The sequence below is a fragment of the Microcoleus sp. w2-18bC1 genome, from assembly GCF_036700365.1.
Classification (GTDB): Bacteria; Cyanobacteriota; Cyanobacteriia; order Cyanobacteriales; family Microcoleaceae; genus Microcoleus.
In genome coordinates this window covers 347640-372924 of sequence record NZ_JAUBOS010000001.1, presented here as the reverse complement: position 1 = coordinate 372924, position 25285 = coordinate 347640, and the positions used below count along the sequence as shown (strand labels likewise).

22 protein-coding genes are annotated in these 25285 nt (G+C 46.2%); 15 read left to right on the top strand and 7 right to left on the bottom strand.

The genetic code is table 11. The features are described from left to right. The first annotated feature begins 34 nt into the window (after positions 1–34). Positions 35–1303: a sodium:proton antiporter gene (locus tag QT979_RS01555; RefSeq protein ID WP_333211117.1), complete on the top strand. Its 1269-nt coding sequence runs from the start codon at positions 35–37 to the stop codon at positions 1301–1303. Positions 1304–1397: 94 nt separating this feature from the next. On the opposite strand, the gene QT979_RS01550 is transcribed toward QT979_RS01555, so the two are convergent. Beyond that, complete coding sequence (locus tag QT979_RS01550) at positions 1398–2036, bottom strand: class I SAM-dependent methyltransferase (RefSeq protein ID WP_333211118.1); 639 nt, start codon at positions 2034–2036, stop codon at positions 1398–1400. A 6-nt stretch (positions 2037–2042) separates the two neighbouring features. After that, the gene (locus tag QT979_RS01545) at positions 2043–2504 is read right to left on the bottom strand and encodes a cupin domain-containing protein (RefSeq protein ID WP_333211120.1); all 462 of its coding nucleotides are present in this window, start codon (positions 2502–2504) and stop codon (positions 2043–2045) included. A gap of 261 nt (positions 2505–2765) precedes the next feature. On the opposite strand from QT979_RS01545, the gene QT979_RS01540 reads away from it, so the two are divergent. The 3 genes from QT979_RS01540 to QT979_RS01530 all read left to right on the top strand — a co-directional run bounded on the left by QT979_RS01540 (position 2766) and on the right by QT979_RS01530 (position 6969). Beyond that, on the top strand, positions 2766–4220 hold the full coding sequence (locus tag QT979_RS01540; protein ID WP_333211122.1) for a folate/biopterin family MFS transporter: 1455 nt from the start codon (positions 2766–2768) through the stop codon (positions 4218–4220). Positions 4221–4350: 130 nt separating this feature from the next. Beyond that, positions 4351–5847, top strand: coding sequence for a carotenoid oxygenase family protein (locus QT979_RS01535; protein WP_333307780.1), 1497 nt, complete (start codon positions 4351–4353; stop codon positions 5845–5847). A 288-nt stretch (positions 5848–6135) separates the two neighbouring features. Then, positions 6136–6969, top strand: coding sequence for a DUF4436 family protein (locus QT979_RS01530; RefSeq protein ID WP_333211126.1), 834 nt, complete (start codon positions 6136–6138; stop codon positions 6967–6969). A gap of 116 nt (positions 6970–7085) precedes the next feature. On the opposite strand, the gene QT979_RS01525 is transcribed toward QT979_RS01530, so the two are convergent. Further along, positions 7086–7940, bottom strand: coding sequence for an SGNH/GDSL hydrolase family protein (locus QT979_RS01525; protein ID WP_333307777.1), 855 nt, complete (start codon positions 7938–7940; stop codon positions 7086–7088). 361 nt (positions 7941–8301) lie between these two features. On the opposite strand from QT979_RS01525, the gene QT979_RS01520 reads away from it, so the two are divergent. From QT979_RS01520 to QT979_RS01485, 8 genes are all read left to right on the top strand, one after another. Beyond that, positions 8302–8544, top strand: a complete 243-nt coding sequence (locus QT979_RS01520; protein ID WP_190658612.1) for a DUF7219 family protein — start codon at positions 8302–8304, stop codon at positions 8542–8544. A 106-nt stretch (positions 8545–8650) separates the two neighbouring features. Then, positions 8651–9184, top strand: coding sequence for an RDD family protein (locus tag QT979_RS01515; RefSeq protein WP_333211130.1), 534 nt, complete (start codon positions 8651–8653; stop codon positions 9182–9184). A gap of 38 nt (positions 9185–9222) precedes the next feature. Next, on the top strand, positions 9223–9411 hold the full coding sequence (rpmG, locus tag QT979_RS01510) for a 50S ribosomal protein L33 (RefSeq protein ID WP_006631376.1): 189 nt from the start codon (positions 9223–9225) through the stop codon (positions 9409–9411). Between the two features lie 186 nt (positions 9412–9597). After that, positions 9598–9813 (top strand): 30S ribosomal protein S18, encoded by a 216-nt coding sequence (rpsR, locus tag QT979_RS01505; protein WP_006631377.1) that lies wholly within the window; start codon positions 9598–9600, stop codon positions 9811–9813. A 313-nt stretch (positions 9814–10126) separates the two neighbouring features. Then, entirely contained in the window at positions 10127–12133 is a 2007-nt protein-coding gene (locus QT979_RS01500) for a ribonuclease R family protein (RefSeq protein ID WP_333307775.1), read from the top strand. Between the two features lie 589 nt (positions 12134–12722). Continuing rightward, entirely contained in the window at positions 12723–14165 is a 1443-nt protein-coding gene (locus QT979_RS01495; protein WP_333211134.1) for a 1-acyl-sn-glycerol-3-phosphate acyltransferase, read from the top strand. Positions 14166–14321: 156 nt separating this feature from the next. Beyond that, positions 14322–15209, top strand: a complete 888-nt coding sequence (locus QT979_RS01490) for a histidine kinase dimerization/phospho-acceptor domain-containing protein (RefSeq protein ID WP_333211136.1) — start codon at positions 14322–14324, stop codon at positions 15207–15209. 283 nt (positions 15210–15492) lie between these two features. Then, the gene (locus QT979_RS01485) at positions 15493–16953 is read left to right on the top strand and encodes an IctB family putative bicarbonate transporter (RefSeq protein WP_333307773.1); all 1461 of its coding nucleotides are present in this window, start codon (positions 15493–15495) and stop codon (positions 16951–16953) included. Positions 16954–17396: 443 nt separating this feature from the next. Here QT979_RS01485 and QT979_RS01480 read toward each other — a convergent pair whose 3' ends face one another. The 3 genes from QT979_RS01480 to smpB all read right to left on the bottom strand — a co-directional run bounded on the left by QT979_RS01480 (position 17397) and on the right by smpB (position 19525). Further along, positions 17397–17627, bottom strand: coding sequence for an Osc7112_2153 family protein (locus tag QT979_RS01480; protein WP_333307771.1), 231 nt, complete (start codon positions 17625–17627; stop codon positions 17397–17399). Beyond that, complete coding sequence (locus tag QT979_RS01475; RefSeq protein WP_333307769.1) at positions 17624–18349, bottom strand: tetratricopeptide repeat protein; 726 nt, start codon at positions 18347–18349, stop codon at positions 17624–17626. The genes QT979_RS01480 and QT979_RS01475 overlap by 4 nt, the downstream gene beginning before the upstream one ends. A gap of 708 nt (positions 18350–19057) precedes the next feature. Continuing rightward, complete coding sequence (gene smpB, locus QT979_RS01470; RefSeq protein ID WP_006631384.1) at positions 19058–19525, bottom strand: SsrA-binding protein SmpB; 468 nt, start codon at positions 19523–19525, stop codon at positions 19058–19060. A 127-nt stretch (positions 19526–19652) separates the two neighbouring features. Here smpB and xrtO point away from each other — a divergent pair, with 127 nt between their 5' ends. Together xrtO and QT979_RS01460 are read left to right on the top strand one after the other, a co-directional pair. Next, positions 19653–21239, top strand: coding sequence for an exosortase O (xrtO, locus tag QT979_RS01465; RefSeq protein ID WP_333211144.1), 1587 nt, complete (start codon positions 19653–19655; stop codon positions 21237–21239). Continuing rightward, the gene (locus tag QT979_RS01460; RefSeq protein ID WP_333211146.1) at positions 21217–24117 is read left to right on the top strand and encodes a TIGR02921 family PEP-CTERM protein; all 2901 of its coding nucleotides are present in this window, start codon (positions 21217–21219) and stop codon (positions 24115–24117) included. Before xrtO ends, QT979_RS01460 begins: the two co-directional genes overlap by 23 nt. Positions 24118–24322: 205 nt before the next feature. On the opposite strand, the gene QT979_RS01455 is transcribed toward QT979_RS01460, so the two are convergent. Next, on the bottom strand, positions 24323–24625 hold the full coding sequence (locus tag QT979_RS01455; RefSeq protein WP_333307766.1) for a Rieske (2Fe-2S) protein: 303 nt from the start codon (positions 24623–24625) through the stop codon (positions 24323–24325). A gap of 122 nt (positions 24626–24747) precedes the next feature. On the opposite strand from QT979_RS01455, the gene QT979_RS01450 reads away from it, so the two are divergent. After that, complete coding sequence (locus QT979_RS01450; RefSeq protein ID WP_333307764.1) at positions 24748–25281, top strand: COP23 domain-containing protein; 534 nt, start codon at positions 24748–24750, stop codon at positions 25279–25281. Positions 25282–25285 lie beyond the last annotated feature (4 nt).

Below are 25285 nucleotides of genomic sequence, written 5' to 3'. Positions count from 1 at the left end.
ATGCTGCAGAAGCTTTTATCTGTCAAGATTGCACTTGGTAAACCTGATTAAAAGTGCGATCGCTATGGTGGATGATTACATTCTCAACTTGCTAGTTATTGGCATCCTCCTGCTTACCGTTACCTTGGGTTCCGGCTGGATTTCGCGATTGCCTGTATCTTATGCCTTAATTTATCTCATTGTCGGTATCGGATTGGGGCCCTACGGCATCAAGCTGATTGACTTGCGTCCCGAAGCTGAATTTTTAGAAAGACTTACAGAATTTGTAGTTATTGTTTCTCTGTTCAGTTGCGGCTTAAAAATGAATCGCCCACTGCAACTTTGGGCCTGGAATTCCACAGCGCGGCTGATCGGTTTTTTAATGCCAATTTCGATTTTTGCTGTTGCTGCGATCGGTCATTGGTTTGTGAAATTAGATTGGGGCCCGGCGATTTTACTGGGAGCAATTCTCGCTCCCACCGATCCAGTTTTAGCCTCAGAAGTTCAGTTAGCTCATCTAGACGATCACGATGAATTGCGCTTTGGTTTAACATCGGAAGGCGGTTTGAACGATGCTTTAGCTTTTCCCTTTGTTTATTTCGGAATTTATGCACTAAAAGATAACAACTGGCCGAACTGGTTTTCGCAGTGGGTAGCAGTTGACTTGATTTGGGCGATCGCCGCAGGTATCGTTATGGGAATTTTAGTAGCTAAAGCCGTCACCTGGGTCGATCGCCAACTCCAACACTATAGACCGGCCGATCAATTAATGGAAGATTTCATTGCTCTCAGCACAATTCTGCTTACATATTCCCTCACAGAAGTAGTCAACGGCTACGGATTTCTCGCAGTTTTTGTAGCAGGAATTGTGGTGCAGCGGAGTTACCGCAACCCAGAAAAGCCGCTTTCCCAACTGCACTTTACCGAGCGCATAGAAAAGTTAATGGAAGTAGCAACTATTTTACTATTAGGTTCACTTTTGCGCCTAGAACCTATGTTGGCATATGGAGGTTACTCCCTCTTAGTAGCTGGATTGTTAATTTTTTTAATCCGGCCTGTGGGAGCTTGGATTAGTACGATCGGCAGTCCTTTGCACCCAGCCAACCGCTGGCTTTACGGTTGGTTCGGCATTCGTGGTGTCGGTTCTATCTATTATCTTACATATGCTTTGGGTAAAGGTTTGAAAGGCGAAACGGCAGAAAAAATTGCCTGGATTACCTTTTCAACCATCGTACTTTCTGTGATTCTGCACGGCATTACTTCTACCCCGTTAATGAACTGGTACGAGCGCCGAATCAAACCTGACGTACCAGATTTAATTTAATTCAGTCACTAACCTCATATAGATTGTATGCCATATTTGTAGGGACACGGCAGTGCCGTGTCCTTACCCGGCTCAGCGAATTTCACGAAATACTCTAAACTGGTTTGACACCAATTAATAAAGCGAGTTCCCGCCACTTCCAATAACAATCTGCATCGGTAAAACCAAGTTCTCTAAACCAGCGCAATTGCGTTTCGACATCTAGCAATTTATTAGATGGATCGTCTGGCGAATCGCTAATACCGATCGCCTCTCGAAATTTATCATGCAAAGCGGGAGTTGGTGATGCTACGTGCTCCAAATTGCCAAAAATGCCTCCCGGTTCCAAAAGCTCGAAAATCTCGGTGTAAAGCGAACGTTTGCGATCGTCTGCTACATGATGAATCGCAAAACTAGAAACAACCGCATCAAACTTGCCCAAATCCGCCGGTAGCGATTCGTCAAAATTGTGTTCGATTACCGTGACATTCTGGTCATCAGCAAAGCGAATTCTGGTTTTTTCCAGCATTGTCGGCGAAAAGTCGATCGCCACACATTCCACATTTGGTCGATCGCACTTAAGCAGACCCAGCAACCGCCCGTCTCCCGTACCCACATCCAGAATTCGCTTAACATTTTTCGGCACTTCCTCCAACAAAACCGCTTCACCTTCAGTGCGGTGAGGAATTCCATCAGCTTTAGCAAGATACCACAAAGCGTGTTCCGCCGAAGTCCAAAGATTCACTTGACTCATAAATTCTCAACTCTCATAAACTTCGCCATTTTTGTGAGTAAAAATCCAACCATTATCCGTAGCTTTGGCAATTAAATCATCATCGGGATATTCGGCACTATCTCCCGGAGTGCGATCGCCCATTTCCAGATAAACAACATCTGCATTGCTGCGGTTGACTAAATGATGCCCATCTGAATCACCCGCGCGAAAACCCGCAGCCATACCCGGTTTCAGCACCTGCTCTCCCGAATTTGCAATCAGAGTAACTTCCCCTTCCAGAACATAGATTAACTCATCTTGACGAGTGTGCCAATGCCTGAGAGCAGAACAACTTCCCGGCGCAAGTCTCACCAAATTCACCCCAAAATTCTGCAACCCGGCAGCATCGCCCAAGCGTTTTTTAACTCTCCCCGCAACAGCAGATTGGAATTGCTGAGGGTACTTAGAACCCGTAATTTCCGGCACGTTTTTAGGGTCAATAATCATATAACAAAGCTGACCGCAGTTGTGAGTTTTTTCTTCTTTCTCTTGCTTGGCGTCCTAGGGTTTACGCGCGGCTTCGCCTAACGCGCCTTCGCGGTTCGTTTTTCGGTTTTTATTATTACAAAACACGCTTAAATTCAAGATAAATACAATTTTATAGCACTTACCAGATCCCCGCCACTCTCGCCTCCCACCTCCGACAGTTCCCCCAACTCATTAAGAATGTGTTATAAATATTGAGATTCATTAAGAAATATTGCTCAAATGCTCGTTTCCCCCTCCGGCGTCAGCAAACTCAAAGAATCTTTAAAAGAAAAAGTATTCTTTGGGAATGAGCCAACCCCCGAACTCATAGCCATCTTACTGATTTACTTCGTCCAAGGCATTCTCGGACTAGCCCGCTTAGCCGTCAGCTTCTTTCTCAAAGACGAACTCGGCATGAGTCCGGCAGAAGTCTCGGCCATGCTGGGCGTCGTAGCCCTGCCTTGGATTATCAAACCCGTGTTCGGGTTCATGTCCGACGGCTTGCCGATATTCGGCTACCGCAGACGCCCTTACATCGTCCTCTCCGGGCTGCTGGGAACCTTAGCATGGGTGAGCCTCGCAACAATTGTACACACACCGCTGGCAGCTACAGGCGCGATCGCCCTGAGTTCCCTCTCCCTCGCCGTCAGCGACGTAATCGCCGACTCCCTGGTAGTCGAAAGGGCCAGAAAAGAATCAGTTACCGACGCCGGTTCCCTGCAATCCTTGTCTTGGGGCGCAGCTGCCCTCGGCGGACTAATTACCGCCTACCTCAGCGGTTCCCTGCTGCAACACTTCAGCACCCACACTATCTTTTTAATCACTGCATCTTTCCCGCTAATTGTATCAGCAACAGCTTGGTTAATTGCCGAAGAAAAAACCGACAAAAGAACCGACTTTGATACAGTCAAAGACCAATTCAAACAACTACGGCAAGCTGTTACCCAAAAAACAATTTGGCTGCCCACAGCCTTTCTCTTCCTTTGGCAAGCCACCCCAAGCTCAGACTCCGCCTTCTTCTTTTTCACCACCAACGAATTAGGCTTTCAACCAGAATTTCTCGGCCGAGTGCGCCTCGTTACCAGCATTGCCGCCCTCGCCGGGATCTGGCTGTTTCAACGCTTCCTCAAAACAGTTCCATTTCGAGTAATTTTTGGCTGGTCAACCGTCCTTGCGGCTGTTTTGGGCATGACTACTTTATTATTAGTAACTCATGCCAACAGAGCTTTAGGAATTGACGATCAATGGTTCAGCATCGGAGACAGCCTGATCCTGACAGTAATCGGACAAATTGCTTATATGCCGGTGCTCGTACTCTCCGCCAGATTGTGTCCCCCAGGCGTCGAAGCAACTTTATTTGCCGTGTTGATGTCAGTCACCAACTTAGCAGGACTTATTTCCCACGAAGGCGGCGCACTTTTGACCCACTTGCTAGGAATTACCGATCGCAATTTCGATAACCTCTGGCTGCTAATTGTCATCACAAACCTCTCCACACTTCTGCCCCTACCCTTCTTAAATTGGCTGCCCGCCGATAGTACAGAAAGCGCCGATCCAAATTCTCAAAAGTCTCTTCCCGTATTAGAACCAGAAATCGGCAGTTCCAAGCCAGGCGGACAGCATTTCATGCCCGAATACTTTCCCGACTTAGTACCCACAGTAAGGTCACAAAGCCGCACCGCAGACAGCAAATAAACGCAGGCACACACGGATTTTGACACGGATACACGGATGAATTTAACTGTGTTTCCCAATTCTCCGATTTTCCTTCTCTCTGCGCCCTCTGTGTTCTCTGCGGTTAAATCAATAAAAGCTTATTCTACCAATGCCAAACTTACAGATTTCTCAACCTCAAACCGCAGTTCAAAACGTATCATACGATCGCACAGACTGGCAGCGCGGGTACGAATCCCAACCCAACGAATCCGACTACTGGATTGACGACATAGAAGGCGAAATCCCCGCCGACTTGCAAGGCACATTCTTTCGCAACGGGCCCGGATTATTAGAGGTCAACGGCCAACGCATCCACCACCCGTTTGACGGTGACGGGATGGTTTGTGCGATCGCAATATCCGAAGGCCGCGCCCATTTCCGCAACCGATTCGTCCGCACAGAAGGCTATCTCGCCGAACAAGAAGCCGGAAAAATTCTCCACCGAGGCGTTTTCGGCACACAGAAACCAGGGGGTTGGCTAGCCAACATCTTTGATGTCAAAATCAAAAACATTGCCAACACCAACATCATTTATTGGGGCGACAAACTGCTAGCACTTTGGGAAGCCGCACAGCCCTACAGACTCGACCCCCGCACCCTAGAAACACTCGGCTTAGATACTCTAGACGGCATCTTGGAACCCGGTGAAGCCTTCGCCGCCCACCCCAGAATTGAAAAAGGGAAAAATGGCAAAGGAGACAGATTAATCAACTTTTCCGTCAAACCAGGTTTGTCGAGTACAATTACCATTTACGAACTCGACGAAAGCGGCAAACTTTTGCAGCGTCACGCCCATGCAATACCGGGTTTTGCCTTCCTGCACGACATGGTAATTACCCCGAATTACTGCATATTCTTCCAAAATCCCGTCAGCTTCAATCCGCTGCTTTTCGTGTTAGGATTTCGGAGTGCCGCCCAGTGTATTCAATTTTCGCCAAACAAGCCAACGCAAGCAATTTTAATTCCCCGCAACGGCACTGACGAGGTAAAGATATTAGAAACTGAACCTTGTTTTGTCTTCCACCACTGCAACGCATGGGAAGAAGGAGACGAAGTTTTTGTTGACTCAGTTTGTTATGAATCGTTTCCAAATGTAGAAGAGGACGGCGATTTTCGCGAGGTTGATTTTGACAGCGTTCCAGCGGGCGAATTGTGGCGGTTTAAGTTAAATTTGCAAGACAAAACCGTGCAGCATCAAGTTGTTGAAACTCGGTGCTGCGAGTTTCCAACTCTGCATCCCAATAATGTCGGACAACCTTACCGATATCTTTATATCGGTGCTGCTGATGCTCCCACTGGGAATGCTCCTTTGCAAGCTATCCTCAAAATTGATTTTGTGACTGGTGAAAGGCAAATTTGGAGTGCGGCGCCGCGCGGTTTTGCGGGGGAACCGGTGTTTGTTACCCGTCCCGATGCTGTTGCCGAGGATGACGGCTGGCTGCTGGTTTTAATGTATGATGCAGCTAATCATCGATCGACCTTAGTGATTTTAGATGCTCGCGACATCACCAAAGGACCCCTAGCGCGCTTGCATTTAAAACAGCACATTCCCTACGGCTTGCACGGAAGTTTCACGCCAAATGTATTGCTTCCTATCGGTTCGTAGTTCGGGTACTATGGGCGGGCAGAATGCCCACCCCACAAAAAAGAAAATTGAACTCTTGTGGAACAGGCATCTTGCCTGTTCCTAAACAAGTAATTGAGAATGCTCTAATATCTCACTTTTAACCGAATTTAGCTATGAGCCAGGGGTTTACACCCCTGGCTGACTGACTGCGGAGAGTGCGGGAAATACTAACAACAATTTACACAGAAAAATCCATAGTAAATGCAAACAGTCAACAAATTTAATCTAAAAAAAATACTTATTTTAATTTGCAGTCTGGTCGCAATTTTGGCAATCATCTTATCTATTTATTCTCACAATGCTAACGCTCAAGAGCCTTATAATCCCTCTCCAGAAAGCACTGTAGCGTCCAAAGGCTTGGTTGAGGTCAAAATGACATTAATTGCCGTTGATCCCATTAAAAACGAACTAGAAGCCCGCTTGCAGTTTGAACTCAAAGGTATCTATAAAAAAGGGCCAACTTACCCGGCGCAAGACTTGTTAATGACAGTTAACGGCGCAAACGTACAAGATTCGGAAATTACCTTTAAAGAAGGCAAACCGATGATTGTCCCTGCATTGAAGTTTAACTTAGTCAAAGGAAAAATTAACAATTACCCATTTGACAGGCACATTGCTAAAGTAGCTATTTCGATTGACCCGCTGCCTTCAATTGGTAAAAAGTTTGCTCCCTTTGAACTGAATCCCGTGCCGCTGGAATTTAATTTTCATGCCGATGTTCCCGGTTTCGACATCAGCTATAAGCCGATGGAAGAGAATTCATCTATCTTTATTTATATCGATGTTTCTGCCACTCGATCGCTGCCGGTGAAATTCTTTGCGTTAGTAATAATTGTGATCATGTGGGTGCTGTCAATTATGGCGCTTTTGCTAGCATTGAAAGTGATGAAATCAGGCAAGTTGCCGGAAGTGGGAATGTTGAGTTGGACTGCTGTCATGCTGTTTGCTTTTCCAGCGATTCGCAACGCTCAACCGGGGGTGCCTCCCGTGGGAACTGCCAGCGATTTCCTTTCCTTTTTTTGGACGGAAATTATAGTTGTGGTGGCGTTGGTGATTATCGGTAGCTGTTGGTTAAAGCGGTATCATCCGCCGATTGAATGATTTTAGATTTTAGATTTTATATGGGAATAATTTACCCCCGATATAAATCAGGGGGCTTGTAGCTTTGATACTTTCACTTAACAGCCAACAGTCAACTGTTAACTACATTCAAAAATTCAATTTTTGACTTCCAAATTCTCAATATCCTTTGCGGGTACGCCCAAACCGCGCAAGATAGTAAAACCCATAATTCGATATCCCGATTGATTTGGGTGCACTCCATCTGCCGCCAACAAATTCAGAGTCTTGCCCGCGTGCTTTTGATACGTGCCGATAACTTCCCGAAAAGGCGCATTCAAATCAATAAACAAGCACTGATTCTCTAACGCAATTTCTCGCATCGCGGCAACATACTGTTGCAACCTGCGATTTTCTGGGCCGTCGATACTTTCCCCTATCAGAGTAGGAGAAAGCAGTACAAGTCTAATTCCTGCGGCTTTTGCGGCCAGCACCATTTGAGTTATTTTCTCCCGATATTCTGCCACTTGCACTCCTGCGGACCAGTTGCCTTCCGGATAAAACTGATTGTTTGGGAAGTCGAAGAAAGCGTTCCAAACGTCGTTTACTCCGACATTAATCATCACTAAACCTGGCTTTTGATCGATCGCATCTTTCTGGAAGCGCGCTTGCATATCAGTCGATTTGTTACCGCCGATCCCGGCGTTGATGATTTCGATTTTGCGATCGGGATAAAGGGCATTCAGATAGCGTTCCAGCAGCCAAACGTAACCTCCGGGGTATTTCCCCGCCTCGGTGATGCTGTCGCCCACTATCACAATTTTGCGCTTGCCGGTGAGCAAGTTCTGGATTTCTGGTGCCGGCGTTGCTTGGGATACGGATTCTTTAAACACTGGAATTAAGGAGTGAGGAAGGTTGAAGGCGATAACAGCAGCAATTACGGCAATGGCAAGTCGAATTAAAAATTGCCTCAGCCGGGGTTTGGGACGGGGCGATAGCGCATTGGGAGACATTACGCAGATTCCTATTAAAACTCTAACTATTTATGTCTGCAATAATATTATCCATTTCAGGGGTTTTTGTCACTTATTTCAATAACTCAGTCATGGACTAACAAAAACCTGGTTTGGACGCCACATCCTAAGTTATAAGCCTTAAGGCAGAAACCTGGTTGTTGACCCCGCCTGCGTAAGCTAGACAGGTGAAATTACTGAGGTTTTTGTTGCCCCGATCAGTCCGTGTAATTGCCATCACAAAAAAGTTCGCCCAATGTCACATGATTTCTGCTACTTACGGCACAACTTTAGCAGGTGTTCGCGGTTTATAATATTATTGATTAGTTCAGGAAACAACTTTTCATGTGAGGTTAAAGCAATGGTAGCAAATTCAAATTTTTTATATCCTCAAAATCGCTATTACGGTGAGGTAAAACCAGAGAATTTGGTATTTAATGCGAATTTACAAGAGTTTTCTCAGCGAGTGGGTTACATCAGTTCCTTGACATCTAACGGTAAAATCTCTGTGGAACAGGCATTTACTCAGATCCAAACACTGTGGGAACAGGTGGAAAAGTCGAAAAAGCAGTTGGGAATTGGCGAAAATCCATTTTCAGCTTGAATAATTAGCGGTTGGCTTGGAAGTTGAGTGACGCGCCATTGATGCCGATCGATTATTCCACAGCTTAAGATGAAAAAGTAGCTAGTGCCGCTCGACCTTTTTGCCTATGAGTTCCGATTTAGTACCCCTCCTTCCCAAAGTATCCGTCGGCCGCCGCGCCGCGGCCCTCTGCATCGACGGAATCGCTGTTTGGCTGCCCAGTTTGCTTCTGGGCAATAATGCGATCGTCCAAACCATATTTTTTGTTTTGCTGTGGCTGATCATGCGCGTAGCCATCGTCAGGAAAAACCAAGGTCAAAGTCTGGGGCGCTGGGCCTTGGACATGAAAATTGCCGATACAAGATTCCAACGGACTCCCGGATTCCAAGAACTGTGCAAGCGCGAAGCCTTACTGGGCTTTTGCGCCGCCTTAGCCTTCGCAGGTATAGCTGGGCTCACATCTACCAACGCTGCCGTCCTGCTGCTGATGCTGCCCCTGGCGATCGACTGTAGCGTTGCCCTCACCTCCGCCGAAAGGTTTCCCCAAGCTTTCCACGATCGCATCGGGGGGACGATGGTCGTCGGAACCCGCCGCGGCTACTCCCTCGACATCAAAGTTAGAAGATTGCTTGACCAAGTGCAGAGCAATGTGAGAAGATAATAAATTGTGTTTAAATTAGTCGAAATTTATTTAGAATTATGGCTAAAGGCGTCCGCATCATAATTACTCTAGAGTGTACTGAGTGCCGTACTAACGTAAGCAAACGCTCAAAAGGCGTGTCTCGGTACACCACCACCAAGAACCGTCGCAACACGACGGCGCGGCTGGAACTCAAAAAGTTCTGCCCCCATTGCAACAGCCACACTGCCCACAAAGAGATCAAGTAGATCAGTGGTCAGTTGTCAATGGTCAGTTGTCAGTTGTCAGTTGTTATTGGTCAACAGACAACAGTTAACAGACAACAGTCAACAGTCAACAGACAACAGTCAACAGTCAACAGACAACAGTCAACAGTCAACAGACAACAGTCAACAGTCAACAGTCAACAGTCAACAGTCAAAAAACAACAAACCATGACTTACTTTCGCCGGCGCGTTTCGCCCATCAAACCAGGAGACCCGATCGACTACAAAGATGTCGATTTGCTCAAAAAATACGTCACAGAACGCGGTAAAATCTTGCCCCGCCGGATTACCGGTTTGACTGCCAAACAGCAGCGAGACCTGACCAGAAGCATCAAAAGAGCAAGAATTGTAGCTTTGATGCCCTTCGTAAACCAAGAAGGTTAACAGGATTTGGGATTTTGGGTTTTAGATTTTGGACTGGGAATAAGGCTTGCGCGAAAACAACGTCTTTCTGTCATTAAGAGTGCAGCAAGAATGCAGCGAAATAATCGCGAAATAGGGTTAAGAGTCGCCGCAGCGCAAGTCTTAATCACAAGTCAAAAGTTAAAAAAGAAGCAAGAAGAAAGAACAACTTTTTAGATTTTAACTTTCACAATTGACCAGAAAAATTGCCAATATCCAAAATCTAAAATCGCAAGCTCGAAACTCGATAAGTGGCTACTGTAAAAATCCAAAATCTCAAATATAAAGCTGGCAAGTGGAGAAGGGAACGTTAGTAGAATTTAGAGTGCACGGCGACCGCCGTCTGGCAGTTGCCGATCGCCCCGACGGCAAGAAAAACTGGGTGGTGGTAGACGAAAACGGTCAACCGCACAGCATACCGCCCAAACAAATCAGCTACGAAGTAGTCGGAGAAACTTACAAACCCTCCGATATTCCCAAATTTCTCAAAGAAGTAGAAGCATACTCAGATCCGTCGAGTTTGGAAGTCGCTTGGGAACTTTTAGTCGGTGACGGAGAAACAGCAGATCCCGAATCCCTGGCAAAGCTGTTATTTTCTGAGAGTAGTGCGGCCCAGTGTTACGCGGCTTACTGTTTGCTATCAACAGACAAACTGTATTTTAAACAAAAGGGCGATCGCTACGAACCGCGATCGGCAGCCCAAGTAGCCGAAATCAAACACCAGCAAGAAGTAGAACAGCAGCGACACCAAGAATCCCAAGGATTTTGGGATCGAGTCAAACAGCGGCTGGCAGGGGAAAATGTAGATTGGGAAAATAGCGATCGAACTCGCCTCGACGCCCTAGAACGCTTTGCCCTCCTCGGAGAAGAAGCAACGCACCGCACCCCAGCCTTAGAAACTTTAGCCAGCTTACAACGATCCGAAAACCCCGAAGCAGCATTTGGCCTCCTAGTCGAGCTCGGCCTCTGGAGTACCCACGAAAACCTGTTTTTGCGGCGCAGCCAAATTCCCCTACAATTCTCCGCAAAGGTATTAGAAGTGGCCCAACGCTGCCTAGAAAATCCCCCAACCGACTCGGACACAAATCGTGTCGATTTAACTCACCTCAAGGTTTACACGATCGACGACGAAAGCACCACCGAAATCGACGACGGCCTCAGCTTAGAATTCCTCGAAAACGGCCAGCAGCGGATCTGGATACACATCGCCGATCCCACCCGCTTGCTTTCCCCCGGAGACGAACTCGACCTCGAAGCCAGAAAGCGCACCACTACGGTTTACCTGCCCACGGGAATGATCCCCATGTTTCCCCCAGCTTTGGCAACCGGGCCGATGAGTTTAATTCAAGGCAAAGAGTGCAGCGCGCTCAGCTTCAGCGTCACCTTAGACGAAATCGGCGCGGCTCAAGATTACAGCATCCACATCAGCACCATAAAACCCACCTACCGCTTGACCTACGATGACGTAGATGAAATGCTGGAGTTGGGAATCGAAGCAGAACCGGAAATAGCAGCGATCGCCTCTGCAGCAAAACTGCGCCAAAAATGGCGGGAAGCCCAAGGCGCAATCAGCATTTTCATGCCAGAATCCGTCATCAAAGTCAACGGCGACGACATCAAAATCCACGTCATCGACGACTCCACAGCCCGGATGCTAGTAGCCGAAATGATGATTTTAGCAGGCGAACTCGCCGCCCGCTACGGTCAAACTCACAGCCTGCCCATACCCTACCGCTATCAGCCGCAGCCCGAACTTCCTCCCGATGAAGAACTGCTAGCCGTTCCCGCAGGCCCCGCCCGCGCTTGCGCTGTGCGTCGGTGTATGCCCCGCAGCGAAATGGGCCTCACCCCCGGACGCCACGCCGGCTTGGGTTTGGAATTATACACTCAAGTTACTTCCCCGATCCGCCGCTATACCGATTTGCTGACTCACTTCCAAATCAAAGCCCACCTGCGGGGCGAACCCCTACCTTTTACTGCTGAAGAAATACAGGACATTGTGATGTGTCTCGGCACCGCAGTTAAAGAAGCATCCACCGTAGAACGCCAAACAAACCGCTATTGGGGATTGGAATATTTGCGGCGCAACCCCGATGAAGTTTGGGAAGCTTTAATGCTGCGCTGGCTGAGGGAAGACAGCAATCTCGGATTGATTTTATTGGAAGATTTGGGTTTAGAATTGGCAATGCGATTTGGTCGATCGGTCGCCATAGGCGATCGGCTAGAAGTCAAAGTCACCCACTGCGATCCGCGATCGGATGTCATTAACTTCCAAGAAATGATCTTTGAAGCCGCACAATAGGATTTGAGATTTGAGATTTTAGACTGCAAAAATCTGCGTTGAAGGCTGAAACTGAGGATAAATCTCGTTTTTAGTCGAGTTTCCGACCGAAAGCATCCAGGATACAAGCCCCCGGCTTCATTCCTGGAGAAATAAAAAACCTGTATCCGATGAAAATTGCTCCCCGAACTTATCCGTGGGGTCAATTCTAAAATCTAAAATCTAAAATCTAAAATCTAAAATCTAAAATCGATTGACCCCCTCGCATCCCCCTTGTCAAGGACAGGGGGGTAAAAAAGATGATGGTTTCATATCTAGTCCTGTAAAATAATCGTAATTCTGGTCAAGGCGAGTTCACCCCCGATCTGTAATATAAGCCAGAAATCCTCTAAACCCGCCCCGACCAAAATATTGGGGTCGATCGACTGGACATGATATTCAATTCAAGACGGGTAATACTTTTGACGTTAAATTGACACGCTTTGCTATCTCCTCTCTTCCTCCGTGTCCTCTGTGTCCTCTGCGGTTAATAAAAAAACTTCAGCATCATAAAAATTGGAAAATTTTACCGCAGCCTAGTAATCTTAAATTTAAAATTTAAAATCGCAAAATGCCCAATTCAATTAGCCAAGTTCAGCCGCCGCTGGAATTCATACCCCCAGCCTACAACCCGCTAGTGGTGCAAGGTTGTAAGCAAATTTTCCCGTGGTGGCTGCGATTTCGGACGAGTATCAGCCACGTTCAAGCCGAAAACGTCGAAACCCTCGCCGAACTATTCCACCAATTTCAAAATCAGAAAGTTCGCTTCTTGCTAGCCTTCCGCCATCCCAACTCAGACGATCCCTACTGTTTGGGACAACTAATTTGGAAACTCGTTCCAGAGGCAGCGCGCGCCAAAGGCATTCCCCTGCAATTCCCGGTACATTCCCACTTTATCTATGATCGCGGCATTCCCCTGTGGGCCGGTGCAGGAGTCGGCTGGTTGTATTCCCAACTCGGTGGCACTCCGATTGTTCGCGGCAAGATCGATCGTGCCGGATTGCGATCGGCCCGCAATTTATTTGCCAACAGCCAATTCCCGATCGCCGCCGCCCCAGAAGGCGCTACCAACGGTCACAATGAAATAGTTAGCCCCCTCGAACCGGGAATAGCTCAAATGGGCTTCTGGTGCGTTGAAGATTTGCTGAAAGCCGGACGCACTGAAAAAGTTGTAATTGTGCCGATCGGCATTCAATACCGCTATATCAACCCACCTTGGCAACCCCTAGAAAAACTTTTAACTCAATTAGAAATTGATTGCGGACTGCCACCATTAGATCGCACCGAAATCGAAAATTTAAATACTGCAAATTCCGATCCCGAAAACCACAATCACAAATTCCAATATTTGCGCCTGATTCGACTGGGCAGCCATTTGCTAGCAGTAATGGAAGAATTTTACAGCCGTTTTTATCATAAAACTTTACTGCCTGAAACATCTATTTTGACATCATTATCGCTACCAGAAAAAATGGGAAATGATTCGGGCAATGAAGTAATGATAGCTCGACTGAAAGCTTTGTTAGACGTGGGTTTGCAAGTAGCAGAAGAATATTTTAACTTAAAGCCCAAAGGCAGTTTAATAGATCGCTGCCGCCGTCTGGAACAAGCAGGCTGGGAGTATATTTATCGAGAAGATATCAAAGATATTGCAGCACTTTCTCCCTTAGAAAGAGGATTAGCCGATCGCCTCGCTGAAGAAGCAAGTCTTCGGATGTGGCACATGAGACTTGTAGAAAGTTTCGTGTCCGTCACGGGCAGGTACGTCGAAGAACAACTGACAGCAGAACGTTTGGCAGAAACAACTTTACTGCTGTGGGACGTACTGGCTCGCATCAAAGGGGGAAATCCTTTCGGTCGCCCCAAGTTGGGCAAACAGCAAGTACAAATGACCGTGGGCGAACCCATATCAGTGAGCGATCGTTGGGATCGATATCAAACCAGCCGCAGGTTAGCAGTTGCCGAACTCACTCAAGACTTACAATCAGCTTTAGAAGCAATGATTAAATCTTAATTACTCAGATAAACAAGAGCTTCTAGGGAAGAAGGAATATATATGTTTATTCACTACGTTTTTTTTGGTGAATTATAAACAAATTGTTATAGACTTTTGGAAGAGGTCTAATGAACCGCAAACCCTCGCTCGACAATGAACCAATAAAAATTAGCGATGACTAACAAACCTATCGATTTGTCTACTAACTCAATTAAGGTAAAACTGCTAAATAATTTAGCGCAGGAATTGCTCACACCACTCACTTCTGTCCTCGGCATGGCAAGCGTGTTGAAACAAGAAATTTATGGCCCCTTAACGAGCAAGCAAAAAGAATATATTGACGTAATCCAAGACAGCAGCCGCTCTTTGCGATCGCTAGTTGAAGAAATTTTGGAACTGGCAGAACTAGATGATTCTGCTTTCACCTTGAAGCGAACCGCAGTCGATATAGAAACTTTGTGCCAGCAGGTTGTAACAATCCTGTCCTCGGTGGCAAGTAGACGAGAGCAAGAAATTAATTTGTCGATGGGGCCCGGGTCGCGCATCTGGTTGGTAGATAAAGATAAGGTTCAGCAAATGCTGCACCACTTAATTTTTAGCATTATTCAATCTGCTGGGGCAGGCAGCGTGATTCGAGTCCACGTTTCTCGGAAAGAAGACGGTATCAACATCGGAGTTTGGGTTTTTCATCCTTGGTTAGGGGAAAGTTTGCCCCATGCTAAACTCTACACCGACTACTTGTTGAATGCCGGATCTGGTAGCGGTTCGCCATCGAACTCCGAAACCGACTCCCTCGGACTCGAACCGCAATTCCCGACACAGGGTTCGCAGCGCTTAACGCTGGCGTTTTCTGAGTTGGCGGCTTTGGTGGCACAGAATGCAGAGGATAGCGCACCTGTTTTAGCTGGTTACGGGGCGCGGGAACGCTTGGGGCTGCTGCTTTGCTGCCAATTGGTGGAAATTCAAGGCGGTCAACTCTCGATTCAAGGAACCCCGGAATCTGGATATCGCTACGTGCTCTGGCTGCCCTGCACAAATGCTACAGAATTGTTGGAAGGCTAAAGAAGGAAGAAGAAAGTTCGGCAACGGATTTCTAACGGATGTAACGGATGGAAAGAAGAAGGAAGAAGAAACAAGTCATTTGTTAATTAATACTGAGATGTTGCACCATTCTCAATAAGCCTATTAGGCGCGGGCTCGCGTGCCCCACCCACAAGAAATTTATTCTTTGGGGAGCCGACCAGAAAAGTCTTCAGGAAGAATGGCGCAAGATTGGAGTTACTACCAATTGTCCATGCTTTTAGACTCAATTCCCCATTCCCAATTCCCAATAATCAATCTAAAAATGAATTCAGTTTGGCAACAGTTAACTCTGGCAAATTTGCCACTCTCTCAGTGGCAAAGTAGAAGTTATTTATTCAATTTGGCGATCGGCTCTTTACGCAGTTGGCGGCAGAGTAGCTGGCTGATGCAGTGGGCAGAACCCTTGGGTTTTGTTTTGCTGGCCTTGACTTTCGGTTTGGCGCCGTTTGTAAACAATGCCTTGGTGGGGGTGTTGATGGCGGCTAGCGCTGCATTTTGGGTGCTGCTGACTGTTTCGGACGATCGCCCGATCGCCTTGAGGCCGATTCACTTGCTGGTACTGCTGTACTGGGGCATTGCCACCGTCGCAACCGCCATGTCGCCGGTGAAAGTCGCCGCTGCTACTGGTTGGAGCAAGCTAACGCTGTACTTGCTGTTTTTTGCGCTGATGGCTCGGATATTGCGAGATCCCCGTTGGCGATCGTGGTTAATTGCCGTATTTTTGAACGTCGCTCTAGTTGTCAGTTTCTACGGCGTGCGGCAGTGGATTGATAAAGTGCCGCCACTAGCTACTTGGAACGATCCGACTTCTACTCAAGCCAATGTCACGCGAGTTTACAGCTTTCTGGGAAATCCTAACTTGCTTGGTTCCTATTTACTGCCAGCCATTGCATTGAGCGCCGCCGCACTTTTTGTGTGGAAAGGATGGGGAACAAAAATTTTAGCGCTGACGATGCTGATAGTGAATTGCGCGTGTTTGCGCTACACGGACAGCCGGGGTGCTTGGATTGGTTTTGTGGCTCTACTGGTGGTGTTTTTAGTGCTGCTGTGGTACTGGTACAGCCCTTTGATGCCTCGGTTCTGGCGAACTTGGGCGCTTCCGTTAGGGTTAGGAGGTTTGGCTGGGGCCTTAATTTTGGGAGTGGCTTTAGTTGAGCCTCTGCGCGATCGAGTTTCGAGTATGTTTATCGGTCGAGGTGACAGCAGTAACAATTTTCGGATTAATGTTTGGACGGCGGTGATTGACATGATTCGCGATCGACCCATTCTCGGAATTGGGCCGGGAAACACTGCTTTTAATAAAGTTTATCCGCTTTATATGAGGCCGAAATTCACTGCTTTGAGCGCTTATTCTGTGCTGCTGGAAATTGCGGTGGAAACAGGTTTTATCGGTTTAATGTGTTTCCTGTGGCTGATGACTGTCACCGTCAATCAAGGTTTGTTGCAGATAAAGAATCTGCGGGATGCACAATTTAAACTCTCTAGTTTAGAGGAAGCATCCCAAAATCCCCAATCTAAAATCCAAAATATAAAATCGAATCAGGGGTTTTGGTTGATAGGGGCGATCGCAACTTTAGCCGGCATGATGGCCCACGGTTTTGTCGATACCGTTTGGTACCGACCAGAAGTTAATATGCTGTGGTGGTTGATGGTGGCGATTATTGCTAGTTTTTACAGCAACTCACACCATCAGGAAGATTCAGCTTTGACCGAGGGCGAGTAGATAGAATTGCTGGCGGGGATTTTCTCCCCGCCCGGTGGCAGGGCGGTTTCATTCTCAGGGAAATCATCGTTTTGTAGGGGTAGTGCTACCCCTACTCCCCGTGCCTACCCCCTCCACGGATGATGAAATCGATGTTTCAAATATCGGGCATCTTCACGAGGGTTTGCCCCTAGGTCGAATGAAACAGCCCTGCGCCCGGTGTGGATTCCAGCAATAGCCGATACAGCAATGATTAAGAGTTATACCAGTGCAAAAAAAGAATGCAGCTTTATGCAAGCTGCAAACCATTATCGCCATAAGTTATTTCCAATTCTTCAATTATTAATCTCAAATCTCAAATGCTATAAGGTGCGGACGGGGCACCCTGCATACTACTACATACTACATACCTGTTGCTGTAAAGTGGTGATGGTACACTCTACAAAATTCATTGAAAATAACTCTTATGCTTCGCTATCCGAAGGCATGATGAATCTGGGACACGGATATTTTCCACCATCTCTATCTCTGCACCGCCGCCTCCTCGCTTGATTGGAGTCGAACGGCGTTTCGACTGATTCATTAACTGTAATTTTAAGAGTCGAAGGAGTTGGCAGTGCTGTTGAGGCTTGACTTAGCTTCAGCACCGTTATAATTGCCAGTATGGTTGATGAAAACAAAACTGTGCGTTTCATTTATTTGTTTTTTCCTCGTTTAATCGTTGACGTGCCATCCCTATCCATATATCCTCATCGAATTCTTGAGAATCCGCATACTTTAGACAAATTTTCCACTGCGGTAGCGCTGCCTTAGTATTTTTCATTTTTTCTAGGACTTGCGCTTTTAAGCAGTAAGTTGCTGGTCCTTCACTATCAAGTTTAATCGCTTCATCCAGATGCTGCAATGCCTCTGAATATCGACCCTGTTCCAGGCGAGCCCATCCCAAGTTTTTGAGTAAAGAATATTTTACTTGATCGTCCTCAGCTAATTTCAAACCTTGCCACAGGAAGTGAACGGCAGCCGGATAGTTTTTTTGATCAACTATATATAACCGAGCCAGATTGCTGTAAGCAGCAGGTAGACCGAGTTTTGCAGCTTGCAGATATTTTCCTCGGGCGCATTGTAAATCTTGCACCTCTTCGCAAAGCCATCCTAAATTGTAAAGAGCTGTTCGGCTTTTTGGATCTACCCAGAGCGCTAACTCATATGCTTGTTGAGTATCAGCGAATCGATTAGCTTTGTAGTTTTCAAAAGCCATATTATTAAAAAAAGATGCCAGTTCCGGCAACCCAATTTGCCAGCCGCCAAAGCCTACAGCTAGCATCAGCAAGAAGGCTCCCCACTTGGAGTTCGGATGCTTTTTTCCTGGCTCTTTCATAGCATTGAAAATGTTAGCTAATGGTGTCATTTTTAGCATTTTTTAACTTGAGAGTTGAGCGATATTTTTTTTCCAGATTTAATTGCCACCCTAATGGCATATAAACGAAATGACTCAGGTTTGAGCCCATTTCTTATAAGAGTTTGTCAGTCCACAGCCGAATGCTTGGGTAATGCTCCCACTACCTAGATGTATTCGAGCATAGGTTAATCATTCCTGAGACTCCACAAGCCATCCGGATATTTTCAGGAAAAAGGAAGCGGGAAGCAGGAAGAAGGTGGAAGTGTTCGCCTTGCCTAAGTAATAATACTTAGCTGACGGTCAGTCGATCGACAGTATGCGACAGTATGAGCAGATACAGCGTATTCCAGGTTTATGAAGTGTAGGAACTTACCCTGGGCCATTTCCCTACGGGGATGGAACGAGCTGGGGTGTAGTTCCTCAACTTGGAATCTTCTGTAAGATGGACTGCGGTGAAATAACTCTAATTAAGTTTGTAGTGAGGATAGAAGTCCTCAAAATTCTCAACGGGGTATATCGAACAATTTTATGATGGGTAATTAACCGAACTCGATTTAAAATAATCAATCAATAATCAGCAATCACCAATCATTAATCACTAATGACTGGTGACTAATAAACATCTCCAGAGACTAAATTTCAACCTTCGAGTAGCAAAGGTTTTGGTTTCTTTTTAGGAAAGGTCTAATGACTAATGACTAATGACTAATGACTAATGACTAATGACTAAAATTGCTTCATCGCTCTTTCCATGTCCCGCTTGTCTTCGCGTTTCTTTAAATCTTCGCGCTTGTCGTACAGTTTTTTCCCTTTACCCAAACCGATATCAAGTTTTACCCAGCCGCCTTTCAAATACATTTTTAACGGCACTAAAGTCAAGCCTTTTTCTTCCACTTTGCCGATTAATTTGCGAATTTCCTGCTTGTGCATCAGCAATTTACGGGTGCGGCGGGGTTCGTGATTAAAATAGTTACTAGCACTTCTCCAAGGCGAAATGTGAACGTTAATTAGCCACAGTTCCCCGTTCCGAACTAAACCATATCCGTCCCGCAAATTGGCTTTTCCTTCCCGAATTGATTTGACTTCGGTTCCCTTTAATTCGATTCCCACTTGGTATGTCTCTATAATTTCATAGAGATGGCGCGCTTGTCGGTTATCGCTAACAATTTTGTATCCTGGGCTTTTTTCGCTCATTTTTACCTCCGCTAAAATTAATTATTATAACGCTAGCTTCTCTGTAGAGAAAATCGAAGCTTGACAAAACTTAAATAATCGGTCTGGACATTACCAATTTGGCTGAGCTAAGATGTCACCAACGTGAATGTCAAGCGGTATCATGCAGCGCACCAATATCACTGATTCTGCAATTCCAGATTCTGTTACTCCTCATCCTGCGGTTAATTTGGTTGGGCTGGCTCCTTTTTTGCTGGCGCTTGCTTGGTTTTGGGCCAATATCTCGGCTGTTAAGTGGCTGTTATCCTCGTTTGTTGAGATACCCACACTATATAAAATAGTAATTGGCTTCCTGATTGTAGCATTAGTAGTGCGATCGAGCGGGAACTGCGTTAGCGCAGCCCACGAAGAGGCTCGCCCGCCGGGATTTTCACCCAATTTCGTTTTGAGGCGATATCCGCTGCTGTTGATGTTGGGTGCGGGTATTTGCTCGATCGCCCTTCAGTACATAATTGATATCAAACAAATTACTGTCCTGCTATTTATCCTCGGAACTTACGGGCTGTGCGGCTTATTGGTGGAGCCGAACTTTTGGCGAAAAAACTTGCCAATAGCGGGATTCCTGGCTTGTATTTTACCATTTAATAGTCAGTTGAATAGCGGCTTAGGTTTGCCAGCGCGAGTGCTTACTGCTCAGGTAGTAGAACAGTTGCTCTCTATGCTGCACGTTGCGGCTATTTCTTCTTACGATATTATCGTTTTGGAAAACGGCATCGCTCAGGTTGACGTGCCTTGTAGCGGCATTAAAACCCTCTTAGTGGGAACGCTATTTTTGCTGGCTGCCACCTGGCTGGAAGGGCGTAAATTGAGTTTAAAATGGCTAGCAATCGGCGCTGCTAATCTCTTCATGTTGGTATGTGCTAACGTTGCGCGGGTTGCCGTGTTAGTCCTGGTGTCAGAAGTGTTTAACCAGCCAAAAATAGCAGAAATTATTCACGTTCCTCTGGGAATTGTCGGTTTAGTATGTGCTTCTTTTGTGACCTGGTTAATGCTGCAACGAGTACCGAAATTTCAGCCCAAAAAAAGCAGCGGTATTTCTGCAAAATCAAACTCAGAAATACTACAGAATCACCCTTTAGCCAAACCCGGAATAATTGCCGCAGTCATAGTTTTGGCAGTCATGGCTCAACTGTCTCATGTAGAAACGTCAAAAATGGCGATCGCACCTTTAAGATTGCCTGAATACATTAAATCAGAGTCGATTCCCCTGAATCCTAGCGAACAAAAATTCTTTGGCAACTATCCAGACACGCAAACACAAAAAATCAGATTTATCGCCGGCAACTTGCGCGGTTCCATGCTCACAGTAGCGAGCACATCCTGGCAAACTTATCACGCCCCCGAGTTGTGTTTTGTAGCGAGCGGAATTCCCGTCAATCGCATAGAAAAAAAACAATTAACTCTTTCAGTAACAGCCCGATGGCTGTCTCTCAAAGACAACCAACTATCTGCTGCATACTGGCTGCAATCGACCCAGAAAACTACCGATAACTTCTTGTCGCGCATCGGCAGCGATATTACCCATAAAAATCATACTTGGGTGCTAGTTTCCATTTTATTTGACAGATCCCTACAAGCAGAAAATAATGATGTAAAAGAGTTTGCTGGTAACGTCTACGATACCGTTAAACAAAGCTTACAAGGAGAAATGAATGAAAATCAAACAGGTATTTGATGGAGTTTTTCAAACAATTTTTTGGGTTTGGAATTTGACATTTTTATCGATTGTTTACTTGGGAATTTTGCCTCTTCTAGGAGTGCCCTTAATTCAGGCGACAATCGATGGCACTATCCCGCTAGAGTTTTCTTTGACGATGGCAGCTACGATCGCAGTACCCACTGTATGTACTGTAATAGGAGCTAGGCGTTTTCGCAAGCAACCCCTACAGCTAATGCGTTGGTTTTACGGCGTAGAAGCACCGCTATTTTTGCTTTGTTTGCTGCGCTTGTTCCTGCTACGAGAACTCACCCCAGCTAGTTCTCAAATCATCGCTACTATTGCTTTGTGCATTGCAGCATTTTCAGTGGAAATGCTGTACGGATATCTGGGTCAAAGAGAAAATGTGCAAAATATTTTCGATTCCCCGAATTCCCATAATCAACAGCCTCGTTTTTTCATGTTAATCGGAGAAAAACGAAGTGCGTGGCTGCAACTAGGATGTCACAGTTTAATGGTAGTAGTTGGCATTTGGGCGGCAACATTACTGCTTTATTACGCTCTACCTGTGGCATTGTATACACTTTATGGATTTTTATTTGTCGTCATTCAATTTTTCAAGTTTACATGGGTTTCACCATTTCTGGAGATGTTTAAATACGGGGCGTGGGCCTCGGCTTTAATTTGGATACCGCTATCATTTATATTGTTTGGTTTAACCTGTAGCTTATTCGTTGTCATGCCTTCGCTGTACGGCTTCCTATACATTCATTCCGGACGGAAAATATGGCAGAGTTTTGCTGCACAATACGGGAAAAATAAAGCGCTAATGGGAAGTTTGGGAGTCATAGCAGCTTGGCTGGCTATTTTCTCGGCTTTGCAGCAGCAGCCACAAGTTGCAGTAATGAAAATGCTGGCGACTCCACCCGCAAATGACACGGTTCGCCAAACTTTACTAGCCAAGTCTGATATGATTCGATCGGGCTTAGTTAACGCTTATTTGTCCCCTTACCGCTACCTGAGCACTGTAGGAGAAAACAACCACATTTATGAGATATACAAAAATATTTGGATTTTCCCTGACGAAGCGGCTCAAACTTTGCAGAACAGCTATAATTTTTTAATGTCGCCGTTTTTGTATCAAGGCTCTAGTGCTGATGTGGAAAAAGCCGAAAAACTCTACGGCGAATTCTTCGATACGGAACTGCAAAAAGGCGACACAGAAGCAGTAAAACACGCAGTACAGTCCACATCAAACCGGGAAGAAGCTAAAGCTGGTTTGCTCAATGTCAATCAAGAAAAAGTATGGTTGCAGTCGCAAGAAGTTACAGTCAAAGAAAACGGCGACTGGGCTGACGTTCAACTCTACGAAGTTTACAAAAATCAAACGCCGAACTTGCAAGAAGTATTCTACTACTTTTCGCTGCCGGAAAGCGCCGCAGTTACAGGAGTTTGGCTGGGAGATACTGGGGATTTAAACAAACGTTTTGTATTTACCGTATCGCCTCGCGGTGCAGCCCAACAAGTCTACAATCAACAGGTGAGAGAAAGAGTAGATCCGGCTTTGCTAGAACAAATTGGTCCCAAGCAATACCGCTTGCGGGCTTTTCCAATCCCGGCAAAACGAGAATTTACCCAAACTGACGGGCCAACGGAAATGCACCTGTGGCTTACTTACAAAGTCATGCGCCAGCCGCAGGGTTGGGCGATGCCTGTTTTGGCTGAAAAACGCAACATTTTTTGGAACCAAAATACTCGCCGCACGATCGCCGAAAAAGAGGTAAAATACAGCGGTAAAGAAGCAAGAGAAACTTGGCTGCCACCCTTTTTGCCCGCAGCCGCACAGCAACCGCTAACAGCGCAGCAGGCGATTCTAGCGGGAGGAAATATCATTTCTGCTAAGCCGCTGGCTGATGCAAATTACTCGCTACCGCAAGGCAAAAAATTTGCAGTTATTCTCGATACTTCCCGCAGCATGGCGGCGGAAAGTAAGGAAGTAAAAGAGACTTTTGAATGGTTGAAAGCTAATGCAGCAGGCAAAAATGGTGTTGATTTGTATATCGCCAGCGCTGCGGGAATGCCACCTAAGTTTGTGGAAGATGTACGCAATTTCGATGCGGCAAAAGTGACATTTTACGGTACAATCCAGCTCAAAGATATGCTGCAACAGTTTGCACAGTTGCGGGGCGATAAAAGTTACGATACAGTATTTTTGGTGAGCGATCGCCATAGTTACGAATTATCGGACGATCGCAAACTTAAACTTTCCATCTCTTCACCCCTATGGACAGTGCATTTGGGAGGTTTGCCCCCCGGCTACGACGACGCAACTTTAAAGGTCATTCAAGATAGCGGTGGCGGAGTTTCTACAGATATGAAAGAGGCGATGCAGCGAGTAGCAACCACAGCAGCTTCGGGCGAATCTACAGTTAGCGTTGTTGACGGCTATGCTTGGAGTTATGCCAAAACCCCGCAGTCGAAAAAAACCGCCAAATCGGCGACAGTTGCAGAGCCGAAAAATGCCGGAAATGAAGGCTTTAAACCGATAGCTGCGCGGCAGTTGATAACTGCACTTAGCAAGCAGAAAAGTTCAAATCAATTGACGCAACTGGATGCAATGCACGCGGTAGCTAAAAATTTCAAAGTGGTGACGCCTTATTCTTCGATGATTGTGTTAGTTAATGACGCGCAAAGGGAGCAATTAAAAGCAGCGGAAGCTAAGAGCGATCGATTTGACAGAGAGGTAGAATCCGGTAAGGAGGAGTTGAGTAAGCCGAATAATCCTCTGAATGTTTCGGGGGTTCCTGAACCGGAAGAATGGTTGCTGTTGGCGGTAGGTGCGATCGGGCTTTTGGTCATTTTCCTCCGTCAGCGGCGCGCGAAAATGGTAGGTTGAAAGTAAATCCGGGTTGGCTACTCCCTCGATGGTTCGGCGGTTGAAACCGCTACTACACAAACAAAGTCTGCCTCCGCAGACTAAGAGAGTGAGGGGGTATTTAAGCCGGATTGAATATCAAATATTAATCTACAGTCGTCTTGAGACGACTTTAGCTATGAGACAGGGGTTTAAACCCCTGTCGGACTTAACGACTAACGAATAACTAATCTATCTCGACAAAAACGCGATCACCCTCAATCTTTACCGGATAAGATTCCAGGGCATCGCTTGGTGCATTCAAACATTTACCGCTATCTAACTTGTACTGATACTTATGAAACGGACAGGTAATGATACCGCTGCTTACCTTACCCATGTCGATCGGATATTCTAAATGAGTGCAAGCATTGCGGTAACAAGTGACATTCATGCCTTGACGATTCAAAATCACTGAAGTTTCCTCAACTTTTACCTTCAAGACACCCCATTCGGGAACTTGATTTAGTGCTGTTACCTCTACCCACATATAATCTTTCTCGCTTTAAATAAATTATGACAGAATGATAGGTGCTCGGCTTGAGAATCCGGGTAAGTTATAAGTTGCAACTTTAGCTGAGCTGTGAGATAATATATCAAAAATTTCTATTTATGAACTTCAAAATCTTGACGGGACTCCTGACAGGGTTAGTTATTTCAGCCAGCACAGCAGCGCTGTTTTGTCAACCCAGCCAAGCGAGAAATAATAGCTTTTTCTGCGCTACTCTCAACAGGCTGCCTGTCACCTTCGCTCGTAACTCGCGGGGGAATGTGCCACTCGTCCGCTGGACTTCTAACAACTATTTTCCGCCACCGTGGACGGCCCAAAGACGCTGCCAAGAGGTAGGCCGAAGATTTCAGCGCAACTACGACAACGGTACTCTCAAATATATTAACACTGGGACTCTGAACGGAGAACCCGTGGTGTGCGCTGCTGTTAACAAAGACGATGCTTGTACGGATAGGACTTTGCTATTCACTCTCAAGCGGGGGAGTGATGCTGACGCTACGTTGCAGAGATTAATGGATCGTCGCGGCTTAGGGGCTGGATATATACTATCTGAAACTGGGCCTGGTTCTGTTGATGTGGAGAGATATCTGGAGGAGACACCTGTTGAGGAAAATGTTTCTCCTATTTCACCATAGGCGA

Bases quoted from the DNA above. Each gene is read 5' to 3' on its own strand.
- QT979_RS01490 (WP_333211136.1), top strand. From the start codon at position 14,322: ATGACTAACAAACCTATCGATTTGTCTACTAACTCAATTAAGGTAAAA.
- QT979_RS01460 (WP_333211146.1), top strand. From the start codon at position 21,217: ATGAAAATCAAACAGGTATTTGATGGAGTTTTTCAAACAATTTTTTGG.
- smpB (WP_006631384.1), bottom strand. From the start codon at position 19,525: ATGAGCGAAAAAAGCCCAGGATACAAAATTGTTAGCGATAACCGACAA.
- QT979_RS01520 (WP_190658612.1), top strand. From the start codon at position 8,302: ATGGTAGCAAATTCAAATTTTTTATATCCTCAAAATCGCTATTACGGT.
- QT979_RS01540 (WP_333211122.1), top strand. From the start codon at position 2,766: ATGCTCGTTTCCCCCTCCGGCGTCAGCAAACTCAAAGAATCTTTAAAA.
- xrtO (WP_333211144.1), top strand. From the start codon at position 19,653: ATGTCAAGCGGTATCATGCAGCGCACCAATATCACTGATTCTGCAATT.
- QT979_RS01515 (WP_333211130.1), top strand. From the start codon at position 8,651: ATGAGTTCCGATTTAGTACCCCTCCTTCCCAAAGTATCCGTCGGCCGC.
- rpmG (WP_006631376.1), top strand. From the start codon at position 9,223: ATGGCTAAAGGCGTCCGCATCATAATTACTCTAGAGTGTACTGAGTGC.
- QT979_RS01495 (WP_333211134.1), top strand. From the start codon at position 12,723: ATGCCCAATTCAATTAGCCAAGTTCAGCCGCCGCTGGAATTCATACCC.
- QT979_RS01455 (WP_333307766.1), bottom strand. From the start codon at position 24,625: ATGTGGGTAGAGGTAACAGCACTAAATCAAGTTCCCGAATGGGGTGTC.
- QT979_RS01550 (WP_333211118.1), bottom strand. From the start codon at position 2,036: ATGAGTCAAGTGAATCTTTGGACTTCGGCGGAACACGCTTTGTGGTAT.
- QT979_RS01485 (WP_333307773.1), top strand. From the start codon at position 15,493: ATGAATTCAGTTTGGCAACAGTTAACTCTGGCAAATTTGCCACTCTCT.
- QT979_RS01545 (WP_333211120.1), bottom strand. From the start codon at position 2,504: ATGATTATTGACCCTAAAAACGTGCCGGAAATTACGGGTTCTAAGTAC.
- QT979_RS01525 (WP_333307777.1), bottom strand. From the start codon at position 7,940: ATGTCTCCCAATGCGCTATCGCCCCGTCCCAAACCCCGGCTGAGGCAA.
- QT979_RS01475 (WP_333307769.1), bottom strand. From the start codon at position 18,349: ATGCTAAAAATGACACCATTAGCTAACATTTTCAATGCTATGAAAGAG.
- rpsR (WP_006631377.1), top strand. From the start codon at position 9,598: ATGACTTACTTTCGCCGGCGCGTTTCGCCCATCAAACCAGGAGACCCG.
- QT979_RS01535 (WP_333307780.1), top strand. From the start codon at position 4,351: ATGCCAAACTTACAGATTTCTCAACCTCAAACCGCAGTTCAAAACGTA.
- QT979_RS01450 (WP_333307764.1), top strand. From the start codon at position 24,748: ATGAACTTCAAAATCTTGACGGGACTCCTGACAGGGTTAGTTATTTCA.
- QT979_RS01480 (WP_333307771.1), bottom strand. From the start codon at position 17,627: ATGAAACGCACAGTTTTGTTTTCATCAACCATACTGGCAATTATAACG.